This window comes from Sinorhizobium sp. CB7 (assembly GCF_041357635.1).
GTDB lineage: Bacteria > Pseudomonadota > Alphaproteobacteria > Rhizobiales > Rhizobiaceae > Rhizobium.
This window is the reverse complement of sequence record NZ_JAULLL010000004.1, coordinates 271,229-290,212: the sequence shown is the minus strand read 5'-3', so window position 1 is coordinate 290,212 and position 18,984 is coordinate 271,229. Positions and strand designations below refer to the sequence as shown.

Annotated in this window: 15 protein-coding genes; 5 read left to right on the top strand and 10 right to left on the bottom strand. The window is 58.4% G+C overall.

What is annotated here, in order from left to right:
* Positions 1-1,010 precede the first annotated feature (1,010 nt).
* Entirely contained in the window at positions 1,011-1,424 is a 414-nt protein-coding gene (gene arr / locus AAE029_RS10430) for an NAD(+)--rifampin ADP-ribosyltransferase (protein ID WP_371072858.1), read from the bottom strand.
* Positions 1,425-2,275: 851 nt separating this feature from the next.
* Here arr and AAE029_RS10425 point away from each other — a divergent pair.
* Positions 2,276-2,962, top strand: a complete 687-nt coding sequence (locus tag AAE029_RS10425; RefSeq protein WP_371072755.1) for a hypothetical protein — start codon at positions 2,276-2,278, stop codon at positions 2,960-2,962.
* A 149-nt stretch (positions 2,963-3,111) separates the two neighbouring features.
* Here the strand turns inward: AAE029_RS10425 and AAE029_RS10420 are convergent, their stop codons facing one another.
* Positions 3,112-3,531, bottom strand: a complete 420-nt coding sequence (locus AAE029_RS10420; RefSeq protein ID WP_371072857.1) for an Rrf2 family transcriptional regulator — start codon at positions 3,529-3,531, stop codon at positions 3,112-3,114.
* A 120-nt stretch (positions 3,532-3,651) separates the two neighbouring features.
* On the opposite strand from AAE029_RS10420, the gene AAE029_RS10415 reads away from it, so the two are divergent.
* Complete coding sequence (locus AAE029_RS10415) at positions 3,652-4,122, top strand: group III truncated hemoglobin (RefSeq protein ID WP_371072754.1); 471 nt, start codon at positions 3,652-3,654, stop codon at positions 4,120-4,122.
* A gap of 217 nt (positions 4,123-4,339) precedes the next feature.
* Positions 4,340-5,554, top strand: a complete 1,215-nt coding sequence (hmpA, locus tag AAE029_RS10410) for an NO-inducible flavohemoprotein (RefSeq protein ID WP_371072753.1) — start codon at positions 4,340-4,342, stop codon at positions 5,552-5,554.
* 149 nt (positions 5,555-5,703) lie between these two features.
* Here hmpA and AAE029_RS10405 read toward each other — a convergent pair whose 3' ends face one another.
* The 3 genes from AAE029_RS10405 to AAE029_RS10395 form a co-directional block, all read right to left on the bottom strand.
* On the bottom strand, positions 5,704-6,834 hold the full coding sequence (locus AAE029_RS10405) for a GNAT family N-acetyltransferase (protein WP_371072752.1): 1,131 nt from the start codon (positions 6,832-6,834) through the stop codon (positions 5,704-5,706).
* Positions 6,831-7,823: a sterol desaturase family protein gene (locus AAE029_RS10400; protein ID WP_371072751.1), complete on the bottom strand. Its 993-nt coding sequence runs from the start codon at positions 7,821-7,823 to the stop codon at positions 6,831-6,833. Before AAE029_RS10400 ends, AAE029_RS10405 begins: the two co-directional genes overlap by 4 nt.
* Positions 7,824-7,965: 142 nt before the next feature.
* Positions 7,966-9,876 carry a heparinase II/III-family protein gene (locus AAE029_RS10395; protein WP_371072750.1) on the bottom strand — a complete coding sequence of 637 codons (1,911 nt, stop codon included), beginning with the start codon at positions 9,874-9,876 and terminating at the stop codon, positions 7,966-7,968.
* Between the two features lie 115 nt (positions 9,877-9,991).
* Between AAE029_RS10395 and AAE029_RS10390 the strand changes: the two genes are divergently transcribed.
* Positions 9,992-11,272 (top strand): glycoside hydrolase family 5 protein, encoded by a 1,281-nt coding sequence (locus tag AAE029_RS10390; RefSeq protein WP_371072749.1) that lies wholly within the window; start codon positions 9,992-9,994, stop codon positions 11,270-11,272.
* Here the strand turns inward: AAE029_RS10390 and AAE029_RS10385 are convergent.
* Positions 11,211-12,656 carry a hypothetical protein gene (locus AAE029_RS10385; RefSeq protein ID WP_371072748.1) on the bottom strand — a complete coding sequence of 482 codons (1,446 nt, stop codon included), beginning with the start codon at positions 12,654-12,656 and terminating at the stop codon, positions 11,211-11,213. The genes AAE029_RS10390 and AAE029_RS10385 overlap by 62 nt on opposite strands.
* A gap of 24 nt (positions 12,657-12,680) precedes the next feature.
* Complete coding sequence (locus AAE029_RS10380; protein ID WP_371072747.1) at positions 12,681-13,883, bottom strand: glycosyltransferase family 4 protein; 1,203 nt, start codon at positions 13,881-13,883, stop codon at positions 12,681-12,683.
* A 160-nt stretch (positions 13,884-14,043) separates the two neighbouring features.
* Here AAE029_RS10380 and AAE029_RS10375 point away from each other — a divergent pair, with 160 nt between their 5' ends.
* On the top strand, positions 14,044-15,486 hold the full coding sequence (locus AAE029_RS10375) for a lipopolysaccharide biosynthesis protein (protein ID WP_371072746.1): 1,443 nt from the start codon (positions 14,044-14,046) through the stop codon (positions 15,484-15,486).
* Between the two features lie 81 nt (positions 15,487-15,567).
* Here AAE029_RS10375 and AAE029_RS10370 read toward each other — a convergent pair whose 3' ends face one another.
* From AAE029_RS10370 to wecB, 3 genes are read right to left on the bottom strand one after another with little or no spacing between them, the layout of a single operon-like run.
* Positions 15,568-16,359 carry a WecB/TagA/CpsF family glycosyltransferase gene (locus AAE029_RS10370; protein WP_371072745.1) on the bottom strand — a complete coding sequence of 264 codons (792 nt, stop codon included), beginning with the start codon at positions 16,357-16,359 and terminating at the stop codon, positions 15,568-15,570.
* On the bottom strand, positions 16,356-17,678 hold the full coding sequence (wecC, locus tag AAE029_RS10365; protein ID WP_371072744.1) for a UDP-N-acetyl-D-mannosamine dehydrogenase: 1,323 nt from the start codon (positions 17,676-17,678) through the stop codon (positions 16,356-16,358). The genes AAE029_RS10370 and wecC overlap by 4 nt, the downstream gene beginning before the upstream one ends.
* Positions 17,671-18,825: a non-hydrolyzing UDP-N-acetylglucosamine 2-epimerase gene (gene wecB, locus AAE029_RS10360; RefSeq protein WP_371072743.1), complete on the bottom strand. Its 1,155-nt coding sequence runs from the start codon at positions 18,823-18,825 to the stop codon at positions 17,671-17,673. The genes wecC and wecB overlap by 8 nt, the downstream gene beginning before the upstream one ends.
* Positions 18,826-18,984 lie beyond the last annotated feature (159 nt).

Sequence of the window (18,984 nt, the reverse complement as noted above, 5' to 3'; positions counted from 1 at the left end):
GAACGCGCGGGCTCTCGGGGTTCTGAAAGCGTAAGGTGTACCGCTCCTTCAAACGCGGACGACCATAGCACACAGTAGCCGCCGGATCGGACGGGACGTGAGCATCAGACTGATTGTGGTGTAAGCATTGTTCCCACTGATCGATCTTCGAAACGCTGTACCGCTGGCGATGTCGCCGTGTATGGAGGCATCCCTTGGGCGCTGTGACCCGAGGATGCTCAAAAAGGTCTTGCCGTCATCGCTCTGTGAGCGCTTCGTCCGTCCGAGGCGGTCATCAGACTGAGTAGGAGGGAGAGTTTCGGTCTTCGGGCCAGCATGAACCGGCTCCGGTCGGTCAGATGCCGCGACACCCAGACCGGCAATTTCGGATCGCCGCCGGCCTCGGCGGGAGGGGGAGCCGGAGGCAAGCGCTCTCCGGTTAGTCTCACGTATGCCAGGTTTGACCAAGTGAGGGAGTGTGGTGACATGCTCACAGGTTATTTCCAAAGGCAACGATCTCGCCGATCCCGGCGCGATGGGCGGTGGGATAGAAAGTCTTGCTTTCATGTGAGATAGATGAAGATCGTGGCCATCTCCCCGGAGATCTCCCAGTCGAGAGCCAAGGGATCGGCAAGATCGAAGCGGCCGAGCGCCTCGGTATGCCATCAAGAGAGTACGAAAGTGGCGACCCTGCACCCCTGACCGGTATCGGCGCAGGCGACGTGCTACGATGCAAAAATCAGATCAAGAATTGTTGCACTAATCGGGACTTTGCGAAATCTCGCTTAGCTGCGGACTCGGGCAAACCGCGGATCCTGCCGCAGCAGACATCTCTTCAACGGCGGCTAAAGCAGGCATTTGTCCCGATCGACGAGCTTTTGCAGATATCCGGCTACAGCGCCGTGTGTTTTATCAGACGCACAAAGGTTGTTGTAGCACTTTGAATTGCGGCATGTGTTTATCCTTAAATCGGTTCCGATTTAAAGAAACATGCAGTAGGTCGCCCGCAATCGGAGGGCGGCTTAGTCGCATTAGTCGATAGCTTCGACACCTTGCGCCTTCAAGCGCTGGAGATGGTCCTTCATTTCTTTCGGCCGTTCGGTGGAGTGGCCTTGCCACCCCGTAACCTCGCCGATGATCCGGAGCGGCTCGCGGGAGCGGTAGGACTGCGTCGGGTTGCCAGGGAATTTCTTGTCGGTCAGCTTGGGGGCATCCACGATCGGGCCGGTCGGTTCGACGATGTAGATCCTTTCCCGTTCGTCGCCGACGGCCAACTCAGCGCCCCAGATAGCGGCATCCAGCGTGCCAGTAAGATAGACCCAGGACTTCGGCTTCCTTGTACCGAAGTTGGAGTTGTAGCCAACCGCGATCAGATCCCCCGGTTTCAAATCAGCCCGCGTGCCATGGTAGAGACGCTGCGGGATATTATTGTCGGTGGCCGTCAGTCATTCACTCCTCCGTTTGACTTCGGGGGGCGTTATACGGGTATGCGAAGGTCTTGAAGCAAGCCCCTTGTGCGCCCTAGGGCAGAAAAATTATCTCGCTCTCTTGCGCACCGTTTTGACGCCAAGCGAAGTTTCCACCAGAATGCCAGCAGCTCGACTTCCGACTAGATGGCCAAAGTCACTTTGGTTGCTTTTCGCCGTCCTGCGGCACCGCTGCCATGGCCCGCCAATCGAAGGCGCTTGCAGTGGCGCACGGGAAGACGGGGGATACCATTCCACGCATCTACGGAGAAAAGTTTGCCCAACCTTGGGTGAAGGGCCTGAAAGCCTGTCTCTCCGGCGAGTTCACTCATCCAGGAAGACCGAGATAGGTAATTTGCGGCCGCGAATCCATAACTGTCGTTACCTGCCATGTGGTCGATGCTGCGGCAAGGGAAGCTATTGCCGATATAACTTCCGTATAAGTTAACGCAACAGTGTCTAAACAATCAGATACGTGAATCCCCTGGTGCGTCCAGAAACCGCCTTTTAGGTCCGTGGTGCAAAAAGGGGCGGTGGATTGGGCCTTTGGGCCGACTTCTAGGAAAACCGCACTTTTCGAGGCACGCTGGCGGCAGATGGTTGCTGGTGAGCCGATAAGTTCAAACAACTCCGGAAAATAATAGATAGACGAGAAGATAAAAATGGACGACGCAGGGTTGAAATGAAAACAATTTGAAGGAAATGGTGGCGGCCACAGTGGAAGTTGGGGACCGGCAGGCGTCGAATTCTGCAATATCTGTTTTTGCTCATCGCTAAAAACTCATCGAGGCGATGCACGAGCGCTAGGCATACTAAGAAAAAGAGTCAGAATGAAAAAGTTTAAGATTTTGGTGGCCGTTACTATGGCGACCCTTTCTGTGTCGGCGAACGCCGCATCCGTCACGAGCAGGGGCGGGTATGAATATGATAGGAATCGACTGAGCGATGCCTCGGTTCTCAACAGGAGTATCGAGGCATGCCGCCGCGGTGGCATCAAACAGGAAGTGCAAGAGAGACTTGCAAAGTTCATGGGCGTTCCAGAGGCCAATGTCCGTCTTGAGTTTTGCCGCCGGATCCTCACCGCTTACGCGAAAGGTGCCATTCCCTACGAGGACTATGTCCAGCTTGCCGAAAACCACGTTATGGCTCCAAGCATTTCCAAAGCTTTGAGAAGCGCGGATGCAAGCCCACTGAAGTCGCCGGGTCGTGAACAACGTAGCATTGTTCTTCCCGTCTCAGTGAAAATGGACTCCGGTGAGACGTTCGAAGGCTCCACCGTAGCGTCGCGCGGCCGAGGCCGCTTCTCGGTCCAATCGTCACGGCATTCGGTGAAATGTTTCGGCACCTACGACCTGAAGGATCGACGCCCGACAGTTACTCTTCCGGTGAAGTGCTCGGACGGTCGCACTGGGCAAGCGGAGGTCACGAGAGCGCCGGATCTCATGTCAGCGTGGGGAAGGGTGAAGCTGTCCGATGGGAGCACGGGTCGGCTGGCCGTTGGCAGAGTTCGGAATTAACCGTGATAGGCAGGCAGAGCGTGCCCCAAGGCTTGGCGTCTGACAATCAGAGGCCGTGATGTCAGCACTTTGACGGTGTGAAGCATCACCGATGGCTCGAGCAAGCCCAAGACTGACCAACCCGAGAGCACCAAAGAGGTGGCGTCGGCTCATGCCGCTTGCAACAATACGCGGAGATCGGCCTTACGCCGCACCAGGTCGGCCACGCTATATTTGTCGAATACGGCCACGAAAGCCTTGGTTGCCTCTGAGAGGATCGGCGGCATTCCGCACGCAGGTGCGATCATGCACTCTGAACATGCAATCAGATCCGTAAGTCCCTCGGTGTGGCGCAACAGCGCGCCCATGTTGATGCGCTCGGCAGGTCCGTTCAGCCGGATTCCTCCACTCCGACCACGCACGGATTTGATGAAGCCGGCGTTCGCAAGATCCTGAACTACTTTCATAAGATGGTTCTGAGATATCGCAAATGTTCGAGCGATTTCTCGGATCGAGCAAAGCTCATCCTCGCGCGCACCGAGGTAAATCAGCACACGGATCGCGTAGTCAGTGTAGCGGGTCAATCGCATCATCACCCCTGCGTCAAAAAGACCGTTCCGGAAAAGATGCATTTAGATAGCATGTTTTTCGGAACCCCAATAGATGTATCCCAGATGCATGTTTATGGAGTTTGGGTGATGCAGTTGGGGATGCCTACAGAAGAGCAGATCTCTGAGGTCCTGCGCAAATTTTACGACCGCGTCCGCAAGGACGATCAGATCGGTCCCGTGTTCGCCGTAGTTGAAGACTGGGATGAGCATCTCGAGCGCCTCGGTGAATTCTGGTCATCGGTCATGTTGATGAGCGGGCGTTACAAGGGAAACCCTGTCTCGATGCATCTGATGCACGCGCCGCGCATCCGGCCCGAGATGTTCAGCCGGTGGCTTGAGCTCTGGCGGATAACCACCGACGAGATCCTGCCTTCGCAATCAGCTCTCGCAATGCAGGCGAAGGCTACGCGTATAGGCGGGCGCCTTTCAGCGGCAATCCATGGCCGCGTTTCCGAATCCAAACCCAGGCCGGCATCTGTCGAGGACGCAAAAGAGCGCCCTTACAAGATCACTGCCGAATTCAACGAAAGCACCATCCCTCCGGCACTGCTTCGTTTCCACACCCTTTAAGGCCAACACCTGGGGCGTGATCCGCATCAAGCATGGGGCAGTTCGTTACCTTGAACAGTCGTCCACGGAGGGGATCATTTCTCGACACGGAAAATCCGGGGCTGGTCGCGCCGGAAATTCCGCATCACCTCGAGCTTCTCGGTCCTGTGGCTCTACACATCGAGTTCTACGGAAGCAGGCCAGCAGATTTACAATAACTCAATGAAAGGACATTGCTTTGCCAAAACCACTTTCACCACGCACTGTCGAGCTTGTTAAGCAAAGTGTTCCGGCGCTCGCAGCCAACGGGACAGCGATTACCAAGCGCATGTATGCAATCTTGTTCCAGGACGATCACATTCGTGAATTGTTCAATCATGCCAATCAGGGCGAGGGCGGTTCTCAGGTCAAGGCGCTCGCGGCGGCAATCCTGGGCTATGCCCAAAACATCGATAACCTGGGCGTGCTCGGACCTGTCGTGGAGCGGATCGCCCATAAGCACATCGGCTATCACATCCTGCCAGAACATTACCCCTTTGTTGCAAAGGCGCTGCTTGCCGCGATCGCCGACGTGCTCGGCGAAGCTGCGACCCCGGAACTGCTGAGCGCCTGGGGCGAGGCCTACTGGTTTCTGGCCGATGTGCTCAAGGAACGTGAATTGCAGATCCGTTCCGAGCTCGAGGCAACGACCGGAGGATGGAACGGATGGCGCTCGTTCACGGTCACCGAGAAGCTGAAGGAAAGTGATGTCGTCACCTCCTTCATTTTGCGGCCAACAGATGGTGGTGCTGTCATAAGGCACAGGCCCGGCCAATACCTCACGTTCCGCCTCAGGCTTGAAGATGGTACGCAGATCAAGCGGAATTACTCGATCTCGTGCGGTCCAAATGACGAGCACTATCGGATTTCGGTAAAACGCGAGGCTACCGGGCAAGGCGGATCGATCTATCTGCATGATCGTGTGACGGTGGGCAGCACGCTGGAAGCCACGCCGCCGGCAGGCGATTTCTTCCTTCCTGAGGAACCGGAGCGTCCCATCGTTCTGTTGTCGGGCGGTGTAGGCCTCACGCCCATGGTCAGTATGCTCGAAGCGATCGCTTCCGAATATCCCGATCTGGAAGCGCACTTTGTGCACGGGGCGCTCAACAGCTCCACTCACGCGATGGATCGCCACGTGAGATCGCTGGCAAAGACGCACGGGCGCGTTGCCGTTCGCACATTCTATAGCGAACCCACCGCTTCCGATGCTGCCGGCTATTCGCATGACCATGACGGTTTTGTCACGGTTGGATGGCTCCAGGATAACACGCCGTTCCAGTCTGCCGACTTCTATCTGTGCGGCCCCAAGCCCTTCCTGGGCGCATTGGTGGGTGGCCTCGCCCACGCTGGTGTACCGCAGGACCGCATTCACTACGAGTTCTTTGGCCCCGCGGATGAACTTCTCGCCGCGTGAAGAATATCGCCGGGACGATCGATTCGTCCCGGCTTTCAAGCGTCACTATGGTTCACACCAAAGTCGCCGTTGAGAAGAGCGAGCCAATCACTGGTAGGTCCGGGTACGGCTTGAAAGCGTGACAGCGATTATCTGTGCGGATCGCCGCCTCATCCCATTGCCTGTTCGTCCGGAACCGACGCCGTGGCCGGCTTCTTCGGCTTGGCATTGCGGAATTTGTGGCGCAGGCTATCGGCCAGTGACAATGCAGCGCCTGTCAACGTTCTCGCGCCACTTGCAGAGCTCAGCCTGAGCGAGTGCGTAGCAAAACGCTCCTTGAACGCCTCCGCACCGCATAGGAAATCCACGGTCGACAAACCCTGATCGATAGACCACATGATGTAATCCATCATCAGGACCATACCGGGCGAGCCTCTGGAGAAATCCGGGTCGTAGGTCGTGACGAAGGCCATCATCGTGTTGCGCTGGACAAAATTGACGGAGACGGCAATCACCACGTCATTGCATTCCAGGACGAAGATGCGCAGAAGGCCCTGGTCTGCAAGCGCTTGGACCAGGGCTGCCAGTATCGGCGCTCCCTCGTCGAACAGCTGTGATTGGCGCGCGTGCGTGGCAAGCCATTTGCGTTTCAGGATCGCCAATCGGTCGAGGATCGGCTGAACTGGCTCGCCGTCGCCCACCAGACGAAACCGGATCTCGCCGGATTCCTGCAGGATTTTGATGGAGCGACGATAGTTCTGACGTGTCTTCTTCGACTGGGCATTGAGCCATGCCGTCCCATTCGCCCAGTCTCCGGCCACGCGGTAGCTCGCCTCAGTGCGATGATTGGGGCGAAGTCTTGCCGCTTCAATGGCGGGGGCGATCAATCTGTGGGCTATAGCATCCGGCTGCAGACGGTTGAGGAAAGCTATATCGTAGCCACCCATCGCCGACGTCATCCTCCATAGACGCGCGAGCGCGGTCGTTGGACATTCAGGCGCTGCAAGAATGTCCCCATAGTCGGCGTAGCTGTTTGCTGCCCATTCCAGAAAGCGCAACCCCTTGCGGCGGTTGATTGCCAGCGGCAACACGGCAAGCAGTTTGTCGCCCTGCCATATCAGACCGATACGCAGCTTGCGGCGGTGTGAATCCGGGGTCGCCTGCCACCAGCCGGAAATCCACGCATGACTTTGGAAGATCAATCCATCGACATCGCGCCAGAGATCCATCCAGGGCTTGGCGATCTCCTCAAGCCGCGCATTTGAGGTGACGACTTCAAATCTTTCCACACCCATCGTCATGATTGCGAGCCATCCTGAAGCGGAGCGACGCGGTTCCGGTGTTTGCGTACGAAGGAACTCAAATGCCTCCACATCTTTTTCAGCGGCAGTATGTAGAGGCCCGGCAGTGACTGATAGTCCCGCGCATCGCGGTCCATCAGACCGAACTTGAAATCCTCGTTTGGCTCGGGAACGTATTGGGTCCGGAACAGCCGGTCCCAGAATGAAAACAGCAGCCCGAAATTCTTGTCGTAATGGCGTGGATCGACACTGTGATGCAGCTGGTGCCAATGCGGGCAAAGAATGATGTGGTTCAACGGGCCGAATGAAATCTTCAAGTGTGTGTGACGCACGAAGTCCATCATCAGAATATTGCGGATGACGTAGACGTTGATCCCGAAAACCGTGACTTCGACCGGATCAAGCGCGATCAGCGACCATATGCCGAAACATGTTCCCGCGATTACGCCATCCCAGGCCCGGTTCATCAGATCGTCAAGCGGATGGACGCGGTCCTTGGTGATGCCGACCATCACCTCGGCCGAATGATGCACCTTGTGCAATTCCCACAGGAACGGAAAACGATGCTGGGCATAATGGTAGAGATAGTAGGATATGTCATACGCCAGCAACATCGTCGCGGTGAAGATGACGATCGTCAGGGGACCCGCGTCACTGATGATTGGTTCGTGGATATTGAAGAGCCAGCCGAGCAACTGATGCGTTGCATAACCCATGCCGACGACAAAGGTAATACCGGCCGGAATGAACAGGAATGGCATGATCAACCGTTTGGTGACCCAGAAGAGCGCATCAGCCCGGGCCGAAGGATGCCAGAGGATCTCTGGCGGGAATGCAAAGTCGAAAAAATCCCTGAAAGACTTGCGCTCGACTGTTCTCCAGTAAACGATGAGCGCGCTGCCCAAGGCTGTGGCCAGAAGCAGGCTCAGAGTGAGCAGATTATCGCCTGAAAGCTTATTCGCGATCTTGCTGATAATTTCCGAAAACATGGCTGCATGATTCCTGCTTGTATGCGGCAAACGTCCTGTTTCTGCGTCACACTCTTGTCGGCCAAGGAGGCGGCACCGGCTTTCCGGCCGCTGGCTTCATAGCAGATCAGTTCCGGCCGGCGGATGAAATATTAAAACGTCCTTAACGCTGATGGCGGGGGATCGGGGCGAGCGTGATCACGATGCCGCTCTCGCCGACAGGGCCGCGCCAGGAAATGCGCCCGGCGGGCAATCTCGACCCGAAATTCGGGGATACCCAGCCTCCTTTGCCCGGGGTGTCTCCACCGATTGAGGTGGAAATCATGCCGTCGGGAAATTGGATGGCCAGCAATGCATCAGTGCCGTGCGATATCGTAATCGTCTGGTGATCTCTGCTTGCGCCAAGACCGGGTGCCAGTTGAAAGACGATCTCGGCGTCCCGGTTGGCGCCGATCAACCGGTCCTCGATGCGGATCCCGCCATGCTGGTGCATGATGCGCCTTTCATGAAACACACCGAAGCGCCGGAGATATCCGTCATGGCGGGCCGTCAGCGACCAATCCGGTTGGTCAGTTCGCCCGGTGAGTTTCGTTCGCGCCTTGTGCGACCAGTTGAACGCGCCCGAAATGACGCTTTGGCTCTCACTGTTGATGTTCAGGGTGTTGTGCGCCGGCGTTGATCGGAACCAGTTCCGCCACGCCCCCCCGGAGCCGTAAAGCCAAGTGCCGGGATCGACAAGTACCGGCTGGCCGTCGACATCAAGGGTCAGCGACAGGGCGTCGGCATGTCCATGGGCTGCGATCGACAGATAGCCGAGCGGTCCATGATCAAACCTCAGGTCGATCTGTCTTTCGTTGATGACTCCATGCCATACACTGAGCCCGCCTTGCAGAAACGACTTCAGGCCCCGCGGTCGAGCAATTGGCACCGATGGCGCGCCAAAGACCAGCGTGCGGAAATCGTCAGGCGGAGGGATAATGCCCGGTGCGCCGAAAAAGCCCCGGATGGCGGATGCGACGGAAGCGCAATAGTCCCGCTCGCCACCAAGCGTCAACACGCGGCCCTCGTCGTCGTCGCCAAATCCCGAGCTCGTCGGATAGATCCAGTTGATGAAATCGGCAAAGGCCAGGAGCCGCTTGTCGAAGGTAGCCGGAAAAGCATCGCCTGCATCACGGGCGGCCAGAGCGCATAACAGAAGCAGTTCGGCGCTGAAGGCGGCATAGGTCGGGCTCTGTTCGGCCCCTGTTCCGTCTTCGTGGAGCTGCTTCGATGCCTCCTCGGCAATCTCGATGCGCGCGCTCACGGCGGGATTTCCGAATGCGCGGCCAATCAGATACAGGCCGGCCAATTCGGCGATCCGATGATTGTTGGCAGAGGAAAATTTTGAGGGAAACCGTTTCAGCCAATAGGCGCTTGCCGCAAGAATTTCGCCGGCAAGCTTGACCACGCCGTCGCCGAGACGCTCGCCGGCAATGGCGAGGGTGACAATCAAACTGATGGCGCGCAGCGCCACTTCGATGCCTGAGGCCCAGCCAATGCCGCGAAACGGAGGATTGGCCCGATGCCAGCTTGCAATCGCCGTCTCGATGGCGTCACGCGCCCGGTTATCGCCGTCGAGAAGCAGGTAGGCGCCGAGCGGCGGCAGCATCTGCAGCCTGTTGATCTCCCAGGCATATTTAATGTCCCCGTGTTGTCCATCGCGCCGGAAGTTGATGTCGAAGCAATAGGTATCCCCGCCCGGCCAGTTTTTGCCGGTCACCGGATCGAGCCGCCACAGATCGTCTGGAAAGAGAGCCGACGGGGCACGCTCCGGCCATTCCCTGCCGAGTGCTGAAAATCTTCCGGAAAGCGTTTCGCACGCTGCGGCCGCGATCGCCTGCCGTTGGGCTGGCGTTGCCGCGAGGACCTGGTCCCGCAACCGCGGCAGAACCGGATGGAGCTCTTGTCCTGGATAAGACGCCCAGCTTTCGTCGCGCCCACGCGAGGCCGATTTGCAGTAATGTTCACGCAGCCTATGCGCGACCTCCGCAGGTTCCATGCTGCGCAAGCGATTGATATACCAGCCGAGCGTCATTGGCCCTCCGTCGACATTCAATCTTGATATACCATGCCGACCGAAAGCTCAGCGGCCTTCAATCTCTTTTTCGACTGCTTCGGTTAACGTCATCAGGACGAGATCGGAGACGGCTATGAAGAGAGTATTGGGGGCGGTCCTGCTTACGCTTTGCCTGGTGACGGCAGGTCGTGCGACGCCGCTTATCCTGTCGCGCGGCGTCGGTGTGCACGAATGGCTGAATTGGTCGCCGCTTGAAACCGACGGGTCCTATCGCTGGCCTCCCTATCGCACCCAGCAGGAATGGCGTTCAGGTTCCCGGCCGCTCAGCGACTGGCCTGATGGCAACGAGTTTCGTCGCATAAGATCCATGGGCTTCGACTTCGTCCGATTGAGCGTCGATCCCGGGCCTCTGCTTGCAAGCAGCGGCCCACGCCGCGAGCAGGCGCTCGATATACTCGAAGCCGCCGTCCGGCAGGTCACGGATGCGGATCTCAAAGTTGTCTTCAATCTGCATAGCGTCAGCCAGGTGCCGGCCTATGACATTACGATGCTTTATGACGGCGCCGACAGTCCGGGCGTCGCGCACTATCGCGAGATGGTCAAGGCGGTGGCCGGCATGCTGGCCAGGGTCGGTTCCGGCGCGGTCGCGCTTGAGCCCTACAACGAGCCCGCTTTCTATCCCTGCGATCGCACGGGCACCGAGGACTGGCAAAGGATCATGGCCGCGACCGTTGCCGACATACGGGCGGTGAGCGCCGATCTCACCATTATCGCGACCGGCGCTTGCGGCGGCAGCATCACCGGCCTGACGGATCTCGATCCTGATTTTGATGACCCGAGCATCTATTATAGTTTTCATATGTACGAGCCGCACAGCTTTACGCATCAGCGCCCGGATGATCCGAGCACGTTCAGTTCTGGTCTGCCGTGGCCTGCCGCTAGCGGTTCGCCCGACAAGGTAATCGAAAACCTGAAGGCGCATATGCGCGCTGCCGGGCTGAATGGCATCAGGCAAGCTGTCGTTGTTGCCGGGATGCGCAAAGCCATCCGGAATTATTTCACCGAGAGTTGGGGACTGCCGCAGATGCAGGCCCGACTTGGCGAGGCCGTTGATTGGGCAAAAGCTCACCAGATCCCGCCCGATCGCTTGTTCATGGGTGAATTTGGCGTCATCCTCCTGACCGATGATGGGCGCTCCGGCGCATACGATATCGACCGGTTGCGCTATATGGCGGCGCTGAGGCAGGAAGCCGACCGGCTCCATATCCCCTGGTCAGTGTGGGAGTATTCCAATCCATACGGCATGAGCCTCATCCTTCCGAATGGCCCGGCCATTGCCGATCAGGCTCTCCTCAAGGTTCTGGGGCTTGGTACGCCGGCTTCGAGCGTGCCCAATCAACACGCTGATCGATGAAGCTGCGTTTGCCGTGGCGGCCACAGGCAATCTTTGTGACCGCTTCGGTCGTGAAGATCAGGCGATTCTGAGCGCGTTGCTGCAAGCGAGCGGCAAGCCTTGCGGCGTCATCGGGCGTGCCGCCATCCGCAAGGATGTAGCGGATGACGACAAATCCCGGCCTTTCCTGGAAAAATTGAAATTCCGCGATACCGCTGAAGAGATCCTCGTCGGCCTCCGTCATATCGACGGGGACGACACGACTGCCGTCGGATGCGATCAGATAGCCTGGCTTTCGGCGAGGCGTCAGTGCCCGCACGCGCAGGCGCTGGCCATTTTCGTGGCTGGCGACGGACACCAATTCTGCGCAATCGCCGGTGTCGTAGCGGATGAAGGGCATCCCGGTCGACAGGAAGCCGGTGCCGATGATGCGGCCTGCCTCGCCGGGCTTCGTCACCATATTGCCTTCCTCATCGACGAGTTCGGCGAGTCCGTAAAGCGGGTTGAATTCGTACACGTCCTCCTCGCCCGGTACGGGGGCAGCAAACAGGACCTTTTCGCTCAAGCCATAAAAGGCGGAAAACCGGACGTCGCCAAGGACCGATCTGATCAGCGCGCGTTGATGATCGAAGAGCGGTTCGGAGATCGGCATGATACCGCGCACCGGCCTTTGAGGCCGGCGGCCGAGGCTGCGCATATGGCGGCATAGCAGCTCGATTGCCGACCCATAGCCATAAAGAAACTCCACCCGATAGCGATCGATGAGATCGAGATAGAACGACGCGTCGTCTTCCGTCATCGGGAAGACGGCGAGCCGGAGCTCCTTGAGTGCCGGGTCCCATCGGTACTTCTGGTGCCCCTTTTCATCCAGGCTGAACCCGCGCAAGCACACCCTCGCCTGATCTTCGGTGAAGCCGATCCGCGACCAGACATCATAGACGAAAGCCATCTCGCGGGCGCTGCGATCCTTGTCGAGATAGAAGCTGAAAGGCGGCTCGCTGTTGGAGCCACTGGTCGCGACCTTGTCCAGCAGATATCTCGGAACGCAAAGCGCGGCTTCACCGGCGGTTCGAAGCTCGGCCTTGCCGAGAATGGGTAATTGCCGAAGGCTTTCAGGTTCCAGTTTTGCCGAGTCGAAATCGGGGCCGAAGGCGCGATCGATCAGATCATGATAAAAAGGGCTTCCGGCATGGGCTTTGCCCACCAATGATCTAAGGGCCGCCAGATGCTCGTCGTTGGAATAGATCGGGTCCGCCGCGGCCCTGGAAATACGAGTTCTCCAGGCACGATAGGTCTTGCCGAACTTCATCTGCGTTGGCAGCAGCGACACCAACGGAGCCAACGAGTGGCGCACGATTGCCGGGCTTCGTATATATGCGCTACGCGCCACATCCAATATCTGCATTCCGTCTCCCCCAGCCGGCATAGGCTAGCTGTCATGCTCTCTCAAGTTCCAGCTCTGAGCCGTTTGTCGATGGCTTGGCGGAATTCCCGCAGCCTCGTCATCTTCATGAGCTGCAACGGCAGGCGAGATGCCCTGGCTAGCGGACTTCCAGCAGTTGATCAACGCGGCGGCGAAAGGCTCGGAATCGAGCTTTTCCCGGTGGACCTGCTGTGCAGCCTCCCCAAGCTTCTTGCGCAAATGCTCATCCTTCGTCAGCGTCGTGAGTGCGGCCGACAGTGCCTCGACGTCGCCCGGCTCGATCAACAGCCCACTTTCGCCATTCCGAACGATGTCGCTGACCGCCCCGACAGGGGTGGTGACAACCGCGAGCCCGGCTGCCATGCCTTCGATGACGGAAACAGGTAGATTTTCGGCAAAGGAGGGGAGGGTGAGGATGTCGGCCGTGGCGATCAGATTTGCCACATCGTCGGCGCCAACCCAGCCAGGGATCTCGACACGATCGGCAAGCCCGAGCCGGGAAATCTCCGCACGCGCCTCTTCGACTTCGCCGTCGCCGGCGATGGTTGCGCGCCAACCTGGCAGATCCCTCATATGTTCAAGGGCCGCGATCAGTTGGGGTACCCCTTTCCGTTTCCCAACTCGGCCGAGAAAGAGAATATGAACCTTGTCGCCGCCGCCGACATGCTTTGTCGAAGGAGCCGCAGCCGCATTGGGGATGATGAGGATGCGGCCGGCAGACGCTGGTGCTTGTTTTGCAACGAAATCGGCCCATACCCTTCCGAGCACCACGATCCCGCCGGCATTCTCGAACATGGCGCGAATATGGGTCGCAAGCAGGCTCTCGTTAGCCGTCCAGAATGTCTGATATTCTGCTCCGTGCAAATGCAGCACATAGGCGATGCCAAGGAGGCGCGCCCATCTCGCAATGATCATCTTCCTGTAGGTGCTGCCGAAGCTCGACAGGTTGATGTGCACGATATCACAGCGCCTGAATAGGTGCGCCACCGTCATCTCGAAACAGAAGCCAAGCATATAGAAGACTGACAGAAGGACAGAGCCGGAACCACGGCTTGCGCGAAACCGGACGCTGATGTCGTCTCTTGCCTGGCGTGCGAGCTCGGCTCTCAGCGTACTCATAATTCGATCGATCCCGCCCTGGCCGGCGAGGCCCGCGGGCGTTGCAACAAGCACGTGCAAGGGTCTGTCGAGATCAGGGCGCTTGGTCATGCCGCTTGGCTAGCATGGGGTGACGATCCCGCAAAGCAAAGCTTGTCGTTAAGGTTTATGCGATCACTCGACCAAACCCGAGATTCACCTTGTCCAGACATTTCGTTAGGCTCCTACCATCGGCCCGGTTAAATACGGGAGGCTTCCAAAGGATGGTTCCTTGCTGCTTCGATCGACGCTGATATATGCCCCGGCAATTCTTTTGACGCGCATTTCCGCGTTGCTGCTGCTCGTCTTGGCAACGCGGTTGGTCGACCAGACCGAATACGGTCTTTTGACCCTTGTCGTGACACTGGGCGAGATGACCGATCTCGCTATCACCAACTGGCTGCGGATTTCCTTGCTCAGGTTGGGCGGCAAGGGAGCTATCAGCCGCGGCAGCATCAAGCTGGCGGCAAAGGTTCTGGTCGTCACGACAGCACTCGCGCTCTGTGTCTCGACGGTTGCCTCGAAATTTCTTGTGCCGGAGCGGGCGGTGGCGTTTTCGCTGGCTGTCTGCGCCTATATCATTGCCGGCGCGACAGGACGTCTCGCGCTTACCGTGCTGCAGATGCAGCAGCGTCATTCGAGCTACTCCATGCTTGAGTTTGTGCGTGCCGTCCTGCAACTCGCCTTGCCCCTTGTCTCCCTCGCCGTCGTCAACGCTTCGTTTTTGTCGCTGTCGCTCGCTTCAAGCCTCGGCGCGTTCGTCGCCGGACTGGTTGCCTGGATGGTGGCGTGGCGTCGGGTCGTTGCCGGGCCGCCACGTTTTACGGTTGGCGAATTCTTTGGCCTCGGCCTGCCGCTTATCGTGATGGCGTTGTTGGGTTTTGGCCTTAACAATGCCGAGCGCCTGTTTCTCAAGGTCTATTACGATGCCGGCGCAGTTGCCATTTTTGCCGCTGCCTATGCTCTTGCGCGTCAACCGATCGACATGGTTGCGAACGCCATCAATATGGGCGCCTTTCCGGAGGTCGTCAGCCGCTTCGACGATGACGGACCATCGGCCGCCAGGTTAGTTCTCTCGCGCTTGCTGGCGCTGATGATGCGTTTGTGTCTTCCGGTTGCCGCAATGCTGATCGTGCTTCGCAACGACATCACGGGACTGCTGCTTCCAGGCAACTATCATGGTCAAGGCGGCGCGCTCTTTCCGATCATTGCCTTCAGCGTTCTTTGCGCCAATCTCACTAGCTTCGTCTATGGTGTCGTGGTTCACGCACACAAGCGTCCCTGGCTCCTGAGCATTGCCAACGCGGTGGGGTCGCTCGCAACCATCACCTGCTCATTCCTGCTCATACCGCCGATGGGAGCGTTTGGGGCTGCCTTGGCGCTTGCTGCCGGCTCGCTCCTGGGGCTGCTCACTTGCGTCGCAATCAGCGAGCGATTGATGCCAGTGCCGGTTCCCTGGCGGGACATCGGCATGTCCTGCCTTGTCGCGATCGCTGTCGGCCTCGTAACGTGGCTTGCCGGTGCGGCGCTGTCGCAAGCGCCATCGCTGGTCCGGCTCTGCGCCGGCGGTCTTTCCGGTGGCGGTCTTTTCCTGGCGCTCAATGCCATGCTTTATCCAAACGCGACGCTTGGTCTTCTGCGACGGCTGCGGTCGCGGATTGTTCATGCCTCCTGACCTGGCATCGAGGGCTTGAAGGCATAAATGGGAGAAGGTCCAACGGACCGGAAGCGTGCTAGCGCCAAAGGTAGGAGACCACTACCTTCGGCTTCTGTGACCCCAAAATTCCTGCCATAAGAGGACGGCGTAGGCTGTGTTGGTGTCGTAATAGCGGCGCCAGAGCCGCTTCGGCTCCTGTCCGACGCGAAAAAGCCATTCGAGGCCAATTGCCTGGATGATCTTCGGCGCCCGCGCCACCTTGCCGCCATAGACGTCAAAACTGCCGCCGACGCCCATGACGAAACTCGGCTTCAGAGCCGCGCGATATTTCTTCAAGAACCGCTCCTTGCGCGGCGTCGGCATGGCCACGAAGAGGCAGTCGGCGCCCGACGCGTTGATCGCATCGACAATCGCCGCCTCCTGGTCGTCCCGGAAATAACCGTCCTGCGCGCCGGCGACCGAGAGATGAGGATGAGCTTTGGCAAGCCGCTGCAGAACGGCGTCAAGCACATCGCCTTCGGCGCCAAGCAGGAAGGGCCGATAGCCGCGCTTCTCGCAAAGGCTAAACAGATTTGTCATGACATCGATGCCGGTAACCCTTTCGGGCAATGAGTGCCCGAAGAGCCGGGCGCCCCAAAGGACACCCTTGCCATCGACATTGACGACGTCGGCCGTGACGACATCCTCGTGCAGCTCGGCATTCCTTCGCATGTTGACGAGCTTGGAAACGTTCACCACGATATGGTGGAGGCGATGACCGCTTGCCATCGCCTCGTCGGCAATGGCAAGCGTTTCCTGCATTGTCAGGGCGTGTAACGGTGTTCCCAGAAATTCGCGGCGCCGGCTGGCCAGCAATGGATGTTGCGACCAGTCGCCATCATGCGCGTTCATGCCGCCAGCTCCCTGTCTCCCATATCGCGCGTTGCCTTGCCTTCAATGCGCGCATCCGGTTTGCGTGCCTTGCGCCAGGTCCACAGGCCGCGTGTATCGACGAGCGCCTTGTCTTGCAGGGCTTGCGGATCGATGAAATTGAATTGTCGGTGATCAACGAGCAGCACGACGATATCCGCTTCGTCTATTGCAGAAAGCGCATCGGTGAAGACAATGCCTTTGTTCTTCAGCTCGTCGGGCAATTGCCGCACATTCGGCTCGACGGCGAGAAGCTTGAGATCGGATCTTTCAGCCAGACGCTTGACGACCTCGACCGCAGGACTTTCACGCATATCGTCGATATTCGGCTTGAAGCTGAGACCAAGACAGGCAACCTTGTTCTTGCCGGTATGGTCGACGATAGCTTCGATGTCCCGCACGACCGAGGAGGGACGATCCGAATTTATGCGCCGAGCGGCTTGCATCAAGGATGTGCTGTCCGGTGCGGCATCGATGATGAAATAGGGATCAACCGCGATGCAGTGGCCGCCGACGCCTGGGCCAGGCTGCAGAATGTTGACCCGCGGGTGCCGGTTGGCAAGTTCGATCACCTCCCAGACATTCAGCGACAATGTCTGGCAGACGGCGGCAAGCTCGTTGGCAAAGGCAATATTGACGTCGCGAAAGGCATTTTCCGTAAGCTTGACCAGTTCGGCGCTCTCGGCTTCGGTTATGAACAGATCGCCGGCGACAAAACTTCCGTAGAGCGCAACGGCCCGCCTCGAGGATGCCCGCGATAGTCCGCCGATCGATCGATCATTATTGACAAGTTCTGTCAGGACCTTGCCCGGCAAGACCCGTTCAGGCGAATAGGCAACCATAACGTCCGCCTCATCCCCATCGACCAACGGGAATGTAAGATCGGGCCGCAACTCGGCGAGCAGGCTCGTCATGGCACGGGTCGTGCCGACGGGCGAGGTCGATTCCAACACCACCAGGTCGCCTTTCCTGAGAACCGGGGCAATACTTCGTGCGGCAGCGAAGACATAGCTGACATCCGGTTTGCGGTCGTCGCCGAGGGGAGTGGGAACCGCGATAACATAGGCATCGGCCGATTGCGGGCTGGTACGGGCTTTGAGCCTTCCGGTTGCGACCACCTTTTGTATCAGGCCATCCAGATCGGGCTCGACGATATGGATTTCACCCCGGTTGACCTTCTCGACGACCGCTTCATTGACATCGACCCCCGTGACATCGAAGCCGCGGCTTGCAAAAATGGCGCAGGTGGGTAGGCCGATGTAACCCATACCGATGACGCAGACGCTTCTAATTTCAGACATGTCGCAGCAACTCCTCGATGATGCGTGTACCCGCTTTGCCGTCGCCATAGGGATTGTGCCGCGCGGCCATGCCGCCATAGACGGCTTCGTCATCCAATAGCCGGCTAGCATTCGACAGGATTGTATTGATATCGGTTCCGACCAACCGGGCGGTGCCTGCCGCAATCCCTTCCGGGCGCTCGGTGTTCTCGCGCATCACAAGGACCGGTTTGCCAAGCGATGGAGCCTCTTCCTGAATGCCACCACTGTCCGTCAGCACGAGATGGCTCTGCTTTTGCAGATACAGGAAGGGCAGATACTCCTGCGGCTCGATCAGGTGGATATTCGGAACATCGCTGAGCTTTTCGGTGACGATCGAGCGAACGTTCGGATTGGGATGAACGGCATAGACGATCTGCACGTCACCACGCGCCGCAAGCGTCGTGAGTGCGGTACAGATCCGGTCGATCCCGCCATCGAAATTCTCGCGGCGATGGCCTGTAACCAGGATGAGCTTTCGGCGTTTATCCAGGAACGGAAAACGCTCCGAAAACTTGCCGGCAAGGGCCGCATCGGCGTCCATCGCCGCAGAAAAATGCAGCAAGGTATCGATGGCGGTATTGCCGGTGACGAATATGTTGCGAGCCGGCTTGCCTTCGGCGAGCAGGTTGTCGCGTGCCTCAAGCGTCGGCGCGAAGTGCCAGGTGGCAATCTCGCCTGCAATCTTGCGGTTCAATTCCTCGGGGAAAGGCGAAGCAATGTCATGGCTTCGAAGCCCGGCTTCGATGTGCGCAACCGGGATGCGCCGATAGAAGGCTGCCAGCGCCGCCGCCATCGCCGTTGTCGTATCGCCCTGCACCATGACGATGTCGGGTTTTGCCGCCTCCAGGACATCTGCCATGCCAAGCAGCACACGGGCGGTGACATCGAACAGCGTTTGGCCCGGCTGCATGATGTTCAGATCGTAATGGACCGGCAGGCCCGTCAAACCGATGACCTGATCAACCATTTCCCGGTGCTGTGCCGTAACACAGATCTCGACGGCAAGCCCCGGGTGGGCAAGGGCGGCCTTGGCAACCGGAAAGCACTTGAGCGCCTCCGGACGGGTCCCGAAGACGATCAATAAGCGCCGTTTCGGCGGAAGCGGCATATTTGCGTAAATATTCATTTCCTGCCTGGCCAGCCTGGAGGTTTACGGTCCATTGACTCAATTGTAGCGTTGTCCTGATACTAGCGGCGGATTTCGTTAAGTGTATTGGAAACTAGCGTTATGATTAATGCTAAAATTCCATGATCAAAATGGCATAGATGTGCTCCATTACATGCC

Excerpts from the sequence above, each read along its gene's own strand:
- wecC (WP_371072744.1), bottom strand. The coding sequence starts at position 17,678 with ATGTCTGAAATTAGAAGCGTCTGCGTCATCGGTATGGGTTACATCGGC.
- AAE029_RS10390 (WP_371072749.1), top strand. The coding sequence starts at position 9,992 with ATGAAGAGAGTATTGGGGGCGGTCCTGCTTACGCTTTGCCTGGTGACG.
- AAE029_RS10380 (WP_371072747.1), bottom strand. The coding sequence starts at position 13,883 with ATGACCAAGCGCCCTGATCTCGACAGACCCTTGCACGTGCTTGTTGCA.
- wecB (WP_371072743.1), bottom strand. The coding sequence starts at position 18,825 with ATGAATATTTACGCAAATATGCCGCTTCCGCCGAAACGGCGCTTATTG.
- AAE029_RS10385 (WP_371072748.1), bottom strand. The coding sequence starts at position 12,656 with ATGCAGATATTGGATGTGGCGCGTAGCGCATATATACGAAGCCCGGCA.
- AAE029_RS10370 (WP_371072745.1), bottom strand. The coding sequence starts at position 16,359 with ATGAACGCGCATGATGGCGACTGGTCGCAACATCCATTGCTGGCCAGC.
- AAE029_RS10395 (WP_371072750.1), bottom strand. The coding sequence starts at position 9,876 with ATGACGCTCGGCTGGTATATCAATCGCTTGCGCAGCATGGAACCTGCG.
- AAE029_RS10415 (WP_371072754.1), top strand. The coding sequence starts at position 3,652 with ATGCCTACAGAAGAGCAGATCTCTGAGGTCCTGCGCAAATTTTACGAC.
- AAE029_RS10400 (WP_371072751.1), bottom strand. The coding sequence starts at position 7,823 with ATGTTTTCGGAAATTATCAGCAAGATCGCGAATAAGCTTTCAGGCGAT.
- AAE029_RS10420 (WP_371072857.1), bottom strand. The coding sequence starts at position 3,531 with ATGCGATTGACCCGCTACACTGACTACGCGATCCGTGTGCTGATTTAC.
- AAE029_RS10425 (WP_371072755.1), top strand. The coding sequence starts at position 2,276 with ATGAAAAAGTTTAAGATTTTGGTGGCCGTTACTATGGCGACCCTTTCT.
- AAE029_RS10405 (WP_371072752.1), bottom strand. The coding sequence starts at position 6,834 with ATGACGATGGGTGTGGAAAGATTTGAAGTCGTCACCTCAAATGCGCGG.